11 protein-coding genes are annotated in these 12,045 nt (G+C 49.3%); 5 read left to right on the top strand and 6 right to left on the bottom strand.

Translation table 11 applies throughout. The annotated features are described in order from the left end of the window. Window positions 1-69 precede the first annotated feature (69 nt). Genes G604_RS0109640 through G604_RS14120 form a run of 4 tightly spaced genes read left to right on the top strand, consistent with a single transcriptional unit; the run spans window position 70 to window position 4,024 of the window. Window positions 70-867, top strand: a complete 798-nt coding sequence (locus tag G604_RS0109640) for a polysaccharide deacetylase family protein (protein WP_028910376.1) — start codon at window positions 70-72, stop codon at window positions 865-867. After that, the gene (locus G604_RS0109635; RefSeq protein ID WP_028910375.1) at window positions 864-1,811 is read left to right on the top strand and encodes a glycosyltransferase family 2 protein; all 948 of its coding nucleotides are present in this window, start codon (window positions 864-866) and stop codon (window positions 1,809-1,811) included. Before G604_RS0109640 ends, G604_RS0109635 begins: the two co-directional genes overlap by 4 nt. A gap of 3 nt (window positions 1,812-1,814) precedes the next feature. Next, window positions 1,815-2,231 (top strand): GtrA family protein, encoded by a 417-nt coding sequence (locus tag G604_RS0109630; protein WP_028910374.1) that lies wholly within the window; start codon window positions 1,815-1,817, stop codon window positions 2,229-2,231. A 5-nt stretch (window positions 2,232-2,236) separates the two neighbouring features. Beyond that, complete coding sequence (locus tag G604_RS14120; protein ID WP_051220348.1) at window positions 2,237-4,024, top strand: ArnT family glycosyltransferase; 1,788 nt, start codon at window positions 2,237-2,239, stop codon at window positions 4,022-4,024. A gap of 8 nt (window positions 4,025-4,032) precedes the next feature. Here the strand turns inward: G604_RS14120 and G604_RS0109620 are convergent, their stop codons facing one another. The 3 genes from G604_RS0109620 to G604_RS0109610 form a co-directional block, all read right to left on the bottom strand. Next, entirely contained in the window at window positions 4,033-5,976 is a 1,944-nt protein-coding gene (locus G604_RS0109620) for an LTA synthase family protein (RefSeq protein ID WP_028910373.1), read from the bottom strand. A 95-nt stretch (window positions 5,977-6,071) separates the two neighbouring features. Beyond that, complete coding sequence (locus G604_RS0109615) at window positions 6,072-6,869, bottom strand: glycosyltransferase family 2 protein (RefSeq protein WP_028910372.1); 798 nt, start codon at window positions 6,867-6,869, stop codon at window positions 6,072-6,074. Beyond that, window positions 6,869-7,630 carry a lipopolysaccharide kinase InaA family protein gene (locus tag G604_RS0109610; protein ID WP_231376131.1) on the bottom strand — a complete coding sequence of 254 codons (762 nt, stop codon included), beginning with the start codon at window positions 7,628-7,630 and terminating at the stop codon, window positions 6,869-6,871. The genes G604_RS0109615 and G604_RS0109610 overlap by 1 nt, the downstream gene beginning before the upstream one ends. A 211-nt stretch (window positions 7,631-7,841) precedes the next feature. Between G604_RS0109610 and G604_RS0109605 the strand changes: the two genes are divergently transcribed. Then, entirely contained in the window at window positions 7,842-8,792 is a 951-nt protein-coding gene (locus G604_RS0109605) for a galactofuranosyltransferase (protein ID WP_231376129.1), read from the top strand. Between the two features lie 196 nt (window positions 8,793-8,988). Here G604_RS0109605 and G604_RS14115 read toward each other — a convergent pair whose 3' ends face one another. From G604_RS14115 to G604_RS0109590, 3 genes are all read right to left on the bottom strand, one after another. Then, window positions 8,989-9,996 carry a glycosyltransferase family 2 protein gene (locus G604_RS14115; protein WP_051220347.1) on the bottom strand — a complete coding sequence of 336 codons (1,008 nt, stop codon included), beginning with the start codon at window positions 9,994-9,996 and terminating at the stop codon, window positions 8,989-8,991. A gap of 6 nt (window positions 9,997-10,002) precedes the next feature. Next, window positions 10,003-10,788, bottom strand: coding sequence for a glycosyltransferase family 2 protein (locus G604_RS14110; RefSeq protein ID WP_036905257.1), 786 nt, complete (start codon window positions 10,786-10,788; stop codon window positions 10,003-10,005). A 266-nt stretch (window positions 10,789-11,054) separates the two neighbouring features. Beyond that, window positions 11,055-11,999, bottom strand: coding sequence for a lysophospholipid acyltransferase family protein (locus G604_RS0109590; protein WP_036905254.1), 945 nt, complete (start codon window positions 11,997-11,999; stop codon window positions 11,055-11,057). Window positions 12,000-12,045: the final 46 nt, after the last annotated feature.

Below are 12,045 nucleotides of genomic sequence, written 5' to 3'. Positions count from 1 at the left end.
CGAAGAAATCATCTTGGAAATCAAAGAAAAGTCGTAACTTTGCCGAATAAAAGAAATAAAGAGCAAATCATGGTATTACTGAGTTTTGACACGGAGGAGTTCGATGTCCCCCGTGAACATGGTGTAGACTTCCCTTTGGAGGAAGCCATGAAGGTGTCGCGATACGGTACGAATAAGATATTGGATGTTTTGAAGGCCAATGGCGTCCATGCCACATTCTTCTGTACGGGCAATTTCGCCACGCATGCCCCCGAGGTCATCAAACGGATCATCGACGAGGGCCACGAGGTGGCGTGCCATGGTGTCGACCACTGGCAGCCGAAGAGTGATGATGTCTTCCGCTCGAAAGAGATCGTGGAGGGTGTCGCCGGCATCAAGACCTATGGCTATCGTCAGCCGCGCATGTTCCCCGTCTCCGATGAGAATATCAAGAAAGCCGGATTCCTCTTCAACTCCTCGTTGAATCCCGCCTGCATCCCCGGTCGTTATATCCATCTCCTCACGCCCCGTACGGCTTTCGTGAAGGACGGCGTACTGCAGATCCCGGCATCGGTGACGCCGGTCGTCCGTTTCCCGCTCTTCTGGTTGGCCCTTCACAACCTCCCCGAGTGGCTCTATTTCGCCCTCGTGCGCCGTGTGTTGCGTCATGACGGCTATTTCGTGACCTATTTCCATCCCTGGGAGTTCTATGAGCTGAAGGAACACCCGGAGTTCAAGATGCCGTTTATCATCAAGAACCACAGTGGTGAGCAGATGGCCCAGCGCTTGGACGACCTGATTAAGATGTTGAAGAAACAAGGCGAAATGTTTGTGAAATTCACCGATTTCACCAATGCCTACATGAAAAAACTTGCATCGAAGAAATGATCAAACTGGCTACTGTTTCCCCTTGTTACAATGAGGAGGAAGTTCTCGAGAGTTCCGTGCAGCGTCTCTCTGCCCTCTTTGAGCAGATGATCGCCGACGGGAAGATCTCTCCCGACTCGGAGATGGTCTTTGTCAACGATGGCAGTCGCGACCACACCTGGGAGCTGATCTGCCGGCTGCAACAGGAGAACAAATTCGTGCGTGGCATCAACCTCGCCCATAACGTCGGCCATCAGAAAGCCATCATGGCGGGAATGATGACGATGAAGGACTATGCTGATGCCGTCATCACCCTCGATGCCGACTTGCAGGATGACATCACGGTGATCCCGCAGATGGTCGACGACTTCGCCAACGGCTACGACATCGTCTATGGCGTAAAGGTCAGCCGTACCGCCGATCCCGTGCTGAAGCGCATGAGTGCCTTGGCATTCTACAAACTTCAGGAGAAGATGGGCGTGAGATGTATCTTCAATCATGCCGACTTCCGCCTGATGAGCCGCCGCGCCTTGAACATGCTCGCGGAATATCCCGAGCGCAACCTCTATCTCCGCGGACTCATCCCGATGATCGGCCTCGACAGCACCACCGTCGACGACACCATCAGTGAGCGGCAGGCAGGCCACTCGAAATATACGCTGAAGAAGATGCTGAACCTCGCCCTCGACGGCATCACGTCGTTCAGCGTCAAACCCATCTACCTCATCTTCTGGACGGGACTGCTGTTTCTGCTCATCTGTCTGGGGATCTTTTTCTATGTCCTCCACGCCCTCGCGGAAGGAACGGCCGTCGCCGGTTGGTCCTCCGTGATCCTGAGCATCTGGCTCGTAGGGGCGTTCATGCTCTTCGGCATCGGCATCATCGGTGTCTATATTGGGAAGATCTATCAGGAGGTGAAGCACCGTCCGCTCTATCATATCCGTGACATCCGTGGTAAACTATAAGTGATGAACGAACGGCTGAAAACATACTGGCAGGAGAATCCGAAGGTCAGACAGGAGGTGGGGCGTATCTTCCGCTTCGGCATCACGGGCACGACGTGCTCGCTGATCCATTACGGCATCTACTGTCTCATCCTCCTCGTGGCGAATTACAACATCGCCTATACGGGAGGATATATCGGTGGACTGATCGTCAACTATTTCCTTACGACCTACTTCACGTTCCGTAAGCGGCCGAGCAAGGGAAATCTCGCGGGGTTCATCGGCAGCCATGCCCTGAACTATCTGTTGGAGATGGCTTTGTTGAACCTCTTCGTATGGATCGGGCTCAGCGACTGGCTGGCACCGATCTGCGTGATGATCATCGTCGTACCGATCAACTTTCTCATTCTGCAACTCGTATATACATTTAGAAAAAAATAAGGACTATGCAATTATCGCACTATTGTCATTCCAAGGAAGGAAAATACTTTCTCTGTCTGCTGGTTGTTGCCATGCTCACGTTACTACCTTTTATCGGCCTGGCAGAATATCATACAAAGGGTGAGCCACGAGAGGCTATTGTCTCCTATTCTATGATACATAGTGGCAACTGGATACTGCCACGAAATAACGGAGGTGAAACGGCTTATAAACCCCCTTTCTTCCATTGGTGCGTGGCAGCCGTTTCCCTGGTGCGCGGTGATGTCACAGAAGGCTCATCACGTCTGCCTTCTGCGCTGGCCCTCATAGCTATGACCATGGCAACATTTTCTTTCTTTGCAAGAAGGAAAGGGGTACAGATGGGGCTGCTCACGGCATTGGTGGCCTTTACGACTTTTGAACTCCATCGGAATGGTGTCAATTGTCGTGTGGACATGGTGCTTACCGCTCTTACCGTAGGAGCTCTCTACGCTCTTTATCACTGGTATGAAAGAGGAATGAGGGGTATTCCGTTATGGGCTATCTTGTGGATGAGTCTTGCCACACTGACGAAAGGTCCTGTGGGCATCATTATTCCTTGTCTGGTGACGGGTGTCTTCCTTTTGCTGAGAAAAGAGAATTTCTTCAAAGCTTTCTTCTTACTATTCGCCTTTGCCGTCATCAGTCTGATTATTCCGGCACTTTGGTATTATGCAGCCTATCGTCAAGGAGGACAGGCATTCCTCGATCTTGTGTATGAAGAGAATATCGGGCGGATGACCAATACCATGGCTTACGATTCCTGCGTCAATCCTTGGTACTATAATATCTTTACACTCGTGAGCGGTTTCCTTCCTTACACGCTTTTGGGACTGTTCGCTCTCTTCGTTTTATCCTATCATAAGGTGCAGACGCCTGTCAGAGAGTGGGCTGGCAAAGGTTGGAAATGGTTGACAGACATGAATCCCGTGGACCTCTTCGCCTTCGTGGCAGTAGTCATCATCTTTGTGTTCTATTGTATCCCACAGAGTAAGCGTAGCGTATACCTCATGCCGCTCTATCCTTTCCTGAGCTATTTCGTGGCTCGCTTCCTCCTTTTCATGGCGGATCAGCACAAGAAGACTTTACGTGCATATGGCGGGGTGTTGGCGACACTGGGTATTGTTGCTTTTATCCTCCTGATCATCGTGATGACGGGTGCTATTCCTACCACCATCTTTCATGGCCGGCATGCCGCAGATAATATCGCGACTTTACAGGCTTTGGAACATCTGAGTGGTTTCTTTACCTGGCTGTGCTTGCTCCTCCCGCTTATGGGCGGAATCGGTTGGTGGATATTCCTGAGAAAGGACACAAGGGCTGACCGGATGGTGTTTGCGCCGATCATCCTGACGCTTTTTCTTTATATCGGTATCGATGGTGGCTATTCCCCGGCGGTGCTCAATGTGAAATCCGTGAAATCTATTTCCGCAGAGATAGACAGGGTGGCTCCTGAACGGGAGGGAAAGATGTATGAGTTTATCGCTGCTTCCGTCCGTGCCAAGGGTGATCCCGTACATTTCTTTGAAGTGAATTTCTATCTCCATAACCGGATCGGCAATTTCTATATCCAGTGCCCACAGAAGGGATTTTTGCTGATCACCCGAGATGATGCCAAACAGTTCTTCCCGGTATTCGAGCAGGAAGGCTATTCCTTCCAGCCTGTCTACCGGGCACCTAAGCGTGATATGGTCGTTTATAGATTTCAATGTCGGCAAAATCCGGCCGGGCTGCAAAAGTTGTCCGCACAACGCCGGAAAATGGTAAGGCAGTAAATGCTGCCTTACTGGTTTTTCCTATACAGCCACTCCGCGCACTGTTCCATCGCAAAGACATAGTGGCGCAGGGGAGAGAATTGCTTCTCCTTGCGGTTGACACGCAGTTGCCAATGGGGTCGCACATCATAACAAAAACTGCGGTTGATGTCGGGCTCATAGATGTAACAACGGTCCTTGCTACGGGCGATGACTTGGTTATCCGCACTGTAGAAGATCATCGGACGTTGCCGGCGGAGGAGGTCTATGCCAAATCCGCCATAGCTGTAGCTGCGATGGAGGATGCCAAGCAGGGTGGGCATGACATCAATTTGTCCGGCGAGACCATCATACTGTCTTGGTGAGATACCAGGACCGAAGATGATCAGAGGGATGTGGTTGTATGATTGTGGTACTGCCGCGTCTGTCGGTCCTACCACTTTCCCGTGGTCAGCACTCAGCACAAAGATGGTGTTTTTGTACCAAGGCTCCCGACGGGCCTTCCTCAGAAAGTCGCCGATCGCCCAGTCGGCATATTCCACGATCTGTGTCTCCGGCTTCTTTGTCTTAGGATGGAAGAAGGAAGGGACGACATAGGGCGGATGATTGCTGATCGTCAGCAGCGTAGCCATCCAAGGCCCCTTCTTCCGGGCTTGCGCATTGATTTTTCCCAGCGCATAGTCGAAGAGGAAATGATCACTCACGCCAAAGGCGTTGACACGCTGACTCCTCGGATAGTCTTCCTGTGAATAGATATCATCATATCCGTTGGTTCGCAGAAAAGCGTTCATATTGTCATACTGTGCCTCATGCGTCATGAAGAAACTGTTGCGGTATCCGGCGGCGTGAAGCACGGTAGGTATTCCTTCCCGATGTGGCGTTACCGTTCCTTTCATGAGGTTGCGTGACATCAGGGCAGGGAAGGAATAGAGCGTTGCTGTAATACCTATGTTTGTATGAGTACCGGCGGAATAATAGTTCATGAAGGCCAAGGAGTGATGATACAGACTGTCAAGGGTCGGCGTGAGGTGTTCCTGCTGACCAAAAGTCTGCATGAGCTTGCCAGACATCGACTCCATGAGAATGATCACCACATTATATTTCTTCGGGGCTCCTTCTGCTGTCACCTGGCGTCGTAATACGTCCAGACTATCCACGTGCCCCGTAATATTCAGGCTCTGACGGGCAAAAGAGATGGCCTGAGGATAGGGCATGAGGTGCAGTTCCTGATTCTCCTTGCGCATGTCGTCAAGCGCACTCGTGAGAAGGTTAAAGGAGGGTGAGATGCCGAGTTGGTTGAGGAAGGGATCATCACAGTAGTAAGCCTCGCTGATCTTGATGGGGTTGTAACCGGTACGTCCACGGATACCCAAGAGACAGAGTGCTAACAAGGCCACCGTGATAACTCCTCTTGTCGTATAGGAGCCCCATGAGTGGCTGTCGGTAGTTTGCTGGCCTATCCAACGGTTGAAAACCTTTTGTATCCTATGGTTGGCATAGATCAGCAAGGACAGAGAAATAAAATAAAGGAGGATATATCCCCACCATGACTTTTCCTGAAAGACCATTCCGGCCGTTGTCCCCGCATAGCCGAACCATCCGAAGATACTGGCGTTGATATTCTTCAGGAAATAATGGAAATAGGGGATATTGGCGGCAGAAGTCATCAGCACGATGCCCAGTAGGATATCATACCAGATCACGGCTCCTTGTCTCCAGCCTTTCTGTACCTGTCCCAGGAGGGCGGCAATGAGCAATACCGCCATGGGAAGGATGAGGATGTAGCATCCCACCACATTATCAAACCATAATCCACGTAGGAAGGCCTGAAGGATACTGGCCCCCTTTTCCACGATCATCCCGTGGAGGCAGAAAAATTCTATCAAACGAAAGAGGGACATCAGCAACAGTCCCACCACATGTAACGACAACAGGAACACTGCCGTCTTTAGAAATTGAGAAACACGCTTCATTTTGCTCTTTTCCAGATTTATTGCTATGGACTTGCAAAGGTACGACAAGAAAATGAGAAAACAAAGAAGAGGGAGTGATTCTCTTCAAGTAAGTGTTATAATCCGTGTTCTGTTGCAACAAGATGTTTTTCCCTTGTCTCTTTCCGAATGGCATTGTTCCGGGCCCATGCTTCCTGATTGACATAGGGGCGTTTATGATCCAGATGCAGTACAATGGCACTGTAACGGATCTGCTTGGAATGAATGCCTGCGTTTCTCAGTCGTTCACCCAACTCACGGTCCTCGCCACCATAAGCCATCCGTTCATCGAAACCATGGGAAGCAAGGATATCCTGTCGCCATCCACTGGAGTTCATGCCGTTCCAAGTGGCATGCGTGGGAGTGATATGGTTCATCAGGATGGAGAAAGTATGGCTTTGGAAAAGTTTGGTACATTTGAAACTTGTGGGCACTCCCTGACTCTTCAGCCATCTCAGCTGAAAGGCCCTTCCGCTTTGTATGTCTTCTCTTGTCAGTTGTCGGCTGATACTCATGGGAAGTTTGAAATAGCCGCCGGAGAGGAAAAAGCCCTCTTCGGCATACTTCTCATGGACCGCGAGGAAATCAGAGCGTGGCACACAGTCCTGATCGGTAAAAACAAGATAATCACTCTCCGCAATACGTAAAGCCTTGTTGAGGATGATCGTCTTTCGGAAGCCTTGATCTTCGTGCCATACATGTTTGATGGGTAACAGTCGGGCATAATCTTCAATAAGCCGTGCCGTCTCCGGTCCGGATCCGTCATCAGCAATGATGATCTCATCGGCTTTCCGCTTCTGGCAGGCATATCCCCATAAGGTCTTCTCAAGCCATTGGGGATTATTATAAGTAGATATGATAACTCCTAGGGTCATTACAGTTCGAGTTGAAAGGGTACGTCGTGTTTCTTCCTGAATCTTGTCCAGAACTTCCTGCGGGCCTCGAGGGCGATCACTACGGCCTTCTCCTCGTCGAAATGGCGCTGACGGGCATAATCGCGCACAAGGATTTCGATGAACCGCTTCGGGCCCCACAGACGGGCGAAGTTGGCGCAGCCGCGATGGATATCGATATCTCCGAAATACATGCGGTTGATATCCACGAGAGAGAAGACGATGTTGCCGTCCTCTTTTCTGTCCCAGAGAATATTCCCCGGTGAGAAATCCTTATGCAGGATCCCCTCGTCATGCATGTGAGCCGTAAAGACGGCAAGGGCATGGGCCACGGGCTCATAGACCTCCGGCTCCGCCGTGCCCATCTCATAGAGCAGATGCCCGTAGGGACATTGTGAGGTGATCAGCCAGCTCTCACGCAGCAGGCCGCCCTGCCGCTCCTCGATATAGGCGATGGGCTCCGGCGTGCCGATATGATGGTCCCGCAGCACGGCGGCATAGCGGCAGGCCCGTTCACCTTTTGGCTTGCGCAGGCCCCAGGAATAGACGAGGATGTTGAGGAACCGCGGCCGGTGGAACCGCTTGACGATGAGCTGTTCCCCATCGGGTGCCGTAAAGCGCTTGATGAGGTTCCGCTTGCCGCCATACACGTATTCACCCTCCCGGTCCATCCGTGCGGGAAGGGCCAGGAGAAAATCCCGGTATTGCTGATAGCGCGTGCTGAGGAATTGCATTCTGATCATATTGTCTGCAAAAGTACTACATTTCTTTTTGGTAAACAAAATATCGGGACATTTTTTGTTGGGATGAATTTGTTGGGATGAATAAAAAGCGATACCTTTGCATGCGAATCAAATAGAATGGCTGAAAATGGGACGAATGGTGTATCTTTCCAGATGTTATCGGAATCTGACTTCCGCAGGAAACAAAGCGAAAACAGATAATGAAAAGACAATGGAACTCATGGGCTTCCGAAATATAGGATTGCCTCAAACGATGGGCAAAAACAAGGTATATATCTTCTTTTACGATTTGCTCAGTGTCTTGAAGGCAATTATTATGTTGCGTAGAGGAGACAAGCTGGTGTTGCAATACCCCGTGAAGAAATATTTCTCTTTTATTTGTTTCATGGCTCATCTCAAAGGGGCAAAGACGATGGCGTTAATTCATGATCTGGGGTCTTTCCGTAGAAAGAAGTTGACGGTCCGGAAGGAGATCCATCGTTTGTCGCATGCTGATTTCGTTATTGCTTCCAATGACAGGATGAAGTCTTGGTTAGAAAACCATGGCTTGACGACTCAGATGGGAGCATTAGGCTTGTTTGATTATCGTTCCCCCTCTACTCCTCAGTCCTATCAACATACGATAGGGCAACCCTATCATATCGTCTATGCCGGAAGTCTGGCCATGAGAAAGAATGCGTTTTTCTTGCAGACGCCTCCATACGTCAAAGGTTTTGAACTGCATATTTATGGAGATGGGGATAGAATGCCGGCACTGAAGCGAGAGAAGAATTTTATCTTTCATGGCTTCCAGCCTGCTGATAGGTTTATTACTTCTGTCGGCGGCGATTTTGGTCTCGTCTGGGATGGTGATAGCTTGGATGGCTGCACGGGGTCTTTTGGAGAATACCTAAAGGTAAATAGTCCGCACAAAGTATCTTTCTATCTGCGTGCCGGCTTGCCGGTTATTATCTGGAAAGAGGCTGCCCTAGCCCCTTTCATAGAGCAAGAAGGAATCGGTATCACCATATCCAGTATTCGTGAGCTCCCTCAGCGGTTGGCAAACATTAGCGCAGATGATTTCTCCTTGATGAGACAGCGTGTCTGTCGGGTAGCCCGTCAACTGTCTCAGGGTACCTTCTTCCAAAAAGCCATCGAAGAAGCTTTGAGGAATATGGAGTGAAACGGAGATCAAGTTACCCCGGAAATTAAAATTCGCCACCGAAGTCTTTCCGGTATCTTCTGCTTTTGAGATGAAGGGCGATGAGCAACTTTGAGAGGAGGGCTTTTCGTCTCCAATGAGCAGAAATTTGTGGCCGTTTGCCGTGGAAGGTTGTCATGTCGAGGTATTTGAAATTAGGGTGTCTTTCTTGATTTTATTAATGTATCATCTTGTATAGTTTCAAGGCAACGCGAAGCTTTCTGCTATGAGGGGCGCGGCGCCAAAGCTTAATATACCGTATTGGAAGCAGGGGCTTGCTGAGCAAGATATCGCCTACTGCCTTGTACAGATCGGGTGTAAACTGATGTAAGACATCGTCGAGATGCTGCAGATTCGGATCATTGAGCATACCTTGTTTAACGATATAGGTGCGGTATATATATCGGAGTCTTCGGTAAAGCTTGTATTCAAGGAACTGACGTATAGCCTCCGGTGCATTCTGAAATGTCGTGTAGAGCTGGATCATATGGCATGTGCAGACAATGTTATCAGCGAAGTGTGATTTCTGAAACGCGTTGCTCATGGTCTGTCCCTCTCTGCCTAAAGTATACCGATACAAAGGAAGATTCAGATAGACAACTGTTCTTACGGCTGTAAAAGGTTGGAAGATCCATTCTTGGTCAGTGTATGAGATGCCTTCCGTCTGATGGTATCTCAGATCCTTGAGGTGCTGGGTAAGATAAGTGACATTGTGCATCCACAGATTCCAGATCTTTCTCTCTTTGCAGAGTGGGAGAAAGTCTAAAGGCTTGCTCGGGGTAAGCGGACAATGCATCCGCTCCTCTTTGTCAGGCCACACTTTGACATAGTCGGTGATGACCATATCGACAGAGAGGTTGCTCAGCTTCTCAAGCAGTTGGTTGAGAGAAGCCGGATCGAAGCAGTCGTCGGCGTCGAGCACCTTGATGTATTTACCTTTTGCCAATGGCAGAGCCGCATTGATGCAGGAGCCATAGTTGCCGTTGGGCTTGTCAATGACCTGATAGATGTCAGGCCATTGCCGCTCATACTCCCTGGCAATATCAAGCGTGTGGTCTTTGCTGCCGTCATTTACGATGATCACTTGCAAGCGTGACTGCAGCGGATATTTGAGGGAGTCGAGACAACGTCCTAAATAGCTCTGCATGTTGTAGGACGGTATAATAACAGTGAGGACCTTCGTCATAATAGTCTAAATGTTTGACAATGTTGTTAATCCCAGGCGGCATCTCTTACGATCAGGTTGGTCGAAAGCAATATGCATATTCTTTTCTAATACATCCTCTCTCTTATGGTATAGATGATGCCCAATGGCGCAGAACTGGGCATACTTCTTCTTGATACCACAGTTCTCAAGACGGTTAAAGACATCCACATCTTCTCCGCCGTATCCTTTTATCTCTTCATCAAAGCCGTTGATCTGTTCTAAGTCTGCTTTCCACATGGCCATATTGGCCCCTCTGCCATAGAGCGGTTTCCAACAGTACATATAGCGGGTTATAGGATGCAGGAAAGGCAGATGAAGCATGTTTATCTTTCTGTGGATGCCTTTGTTGAAGAAGTTAAGGTTACTCTTGCCTCCTTGTAGCAAATAGTCTGTAAGAGGCTTCAACAGTTTAGTACGGCCTCCGGTAACGAAACACCCCTTTTGGGCTATCCGCTCATGGTCACGAATGAAATTCTTGTCAAGAATAATATCCTGATCTATAAAAATGATGTAATCACTTGTGCAGTAGTTGCGTATGGCATTATTACGCGATTTAGCCAGTTGGAAGCCCTCGTCGGGTATCCATGCATGCTTGAGCGGACATGGAAATTTTGGCTGGAAGGATTCTATCAGTTCTTTTGTTGCAGACTTTGATCCGTCATCTGCAATGATCACTTCATTGGGCACCCGCGTTTGTGCCATAACGCTCTGAAGACAAAGTTTGAGAGCTTCCGGCCAGTTGTAGGTTGAGATGATAAGAGCAATCTTCATTTTATGATTGGTTTATTCTATTATTGATTTTCCTCTCCGTATGGTTATAGGAACATTTTTATTGTTACAAAGTTACAGCTATTTTCTGTATCTCCGAAAAATTTTAGTCATTATTTCTATGGTTCCATTAAAATGTTCAATTCGTCGAAAGAAGATGATGAAGGGTGCAATCTTGGTCTTGCCATTGGTATATCTTATTATTAACGGTACAAAGGTACTAATAATAATTGATATATCCAAATGTAATAAAATAAGGAGAAATCATTTTATCTTTTCTCAACCACTTTCCCGTGTACAATGGTAAAGCGGCGGTCGAACTCCTCCTTCGTCCGCTTCCAGCGGTTATGGGTCCAGAGATAATAGGCGGGCTCACGGCGGATGGTTGCCTCAAGATGCCGGAAGAAGCGGCGCGTGATCTCGTTCTCGGGAAGTGTAGCGGCATCATCGGCGAGGAGCCGGTATGTACAGGTGTAATAGCCGCGGTGCGGACGGCTCATCTCTACATAGACCACCTTGTTGTGCATTTTCCGCATAATCTTCTCGCCACCAGTGAAGACGGGTGTCTCGGGATGATTGAGGAAGGGTAGCCACAGATGGATATTCTCCCATTTCGGCCCCTGGTCGGAGATATAACCGAAGATGTTGGGGATACCACGGCGGCGGTAGTCAATGAGATGGCGAAGGATATCCTTCTTCGGGATAGCCACGGCATGGCGCTCACGGGAGCGGATGCGGCGGAAGAGATCATCGAAAGCCTTGTTGCGCAACGGGTGATAGATCATTCCCGTCACACAGTTGTCGGGGAGTTCAATACCTACGCAGGAGAGCCACTCCCAGTTGCAGTAATGTCCGAGGATGGCGGCGACATTCTGTCCTTTCGTCAGACTGTCCGCGACAAGGTCGTTGTTGACGATGGTGAAGCGGCGGCGCAGTTCCTCCTCGCTGATGCTGAGGAGTTTGATGGTCTCGAAGAAATAGTCGCAGAACCAATGGTAGAATCTTTTCTCAATGACCTTGATCTCCCGGAGGTCCTTCTCGGGGAAGGAGGAGACGAGGTTACGGCGCACGATGCCCCGCCGGTATCTGATCACGTCCTTGACAAAGAAACATTCAATGTCGGCGAGCAGATACAGCAACCGCAACGGCAGCAGACTGATGAGATAAAAGAAATAATATACCACAGTTTCTAATATTCTATTGTTTATCCCCATCTTCCTTGCGTGGCCGCAATAGGACGGCCACCTACAATGGGATCGA

It is taken from the genome of Prevotella sp. AGR2160, assembly GCF_000424185.1.
Taxonomy (GTDB): domain Bacteria; phylum Bacteroidota; class Bacteroidia; order Bacteroidales; family Bacteroidaceae; genus Prevotella.
The sequence above is the reverse complement of the archived record's forward strand: the minus strand, read 5'-3'. Positions and strand labels throughout refer to the sequence as shown.

Excerpts from the sequence above, each read along its gene's own strand:
- G604_RS0109615 (WP_028910372.1), bottom strand. The coding sequence starts at position 6,869 with ATGACCCTAGGAGTTATCATATCTACTTATAATAATCCCCAATGGCTT.
- G604_RS0109640 (WP_028910376.1), top strand. The coding sequence starts at position 70 with ATGGTATTACTGAGTTTTGACACGGAGGAGTTCGATGTCCCCCGTGAA.
- G604_RS14120 (WP_051220348.1), top strand. The coding sequence starts at position 2,237 with ATGCAATTATCGCACTATTGTCATTCCAAGGAAGGAAAATACTTTCTC.
- G604_RS0109590 (WP_036905254.1), bottom strand. The coding sequence starts at position 11,999 with ATGGGGATAAACAATAGAATATTAGAAACTGTGGTATATTATTTCTTT.
- G604_RS0109635 (WP_028910375.1), top strand. The coding sequence starts at position 864 with ATGATCAAACTGGCTACTGTTTCCCCTTGTTACAATGAGGAGGAAGTT.
- G604_RS14110 (WP_036905257.1), bottom strand. The coding sequence starts at position 10,788 with ATGAAGATTGCTCTTATCATCTCAACCTACAACTGGCCGGAAGCTCTC.
- G604_RS0109630 (WP_028910374.1), top strand. The coding sequence starts at position 1,815 with ATGAACGAACGGCTGAAAACATACTGGCAGGAGAATCCGAAGGTCAGA.
- G604_RS14115 (WP_051220347.1), bottom strand. The coding sequence starts at position 9,996 with ATGACGAAGGTCCTCACTGTTATTATACCGTCCTACAACATGCAGAGC.
- G604_RS0109605 (WP_231376129.1), top strand. The coding sequence starts at position 7,842 with ATGGAACTCATGGGCTTCCGAAATATAGGATTGCCTCAAACGATGGGC.
- G604_RS0109610 (WP_231376131.1), bottom strand. The coding sequence starts at position 7,630 with ATGATCAGAATGCAATTCCTCAGCACGCGCTATCAGCAATACCGGGAT.
- G604_RS0109620 (WP_028910373.1), bottom strand. The coding sequence starts at position 5,976 with ATGAAGCGTGTTTCTCAATTTCTAAAGACGGCAGTGTTCCTGTTGTCG.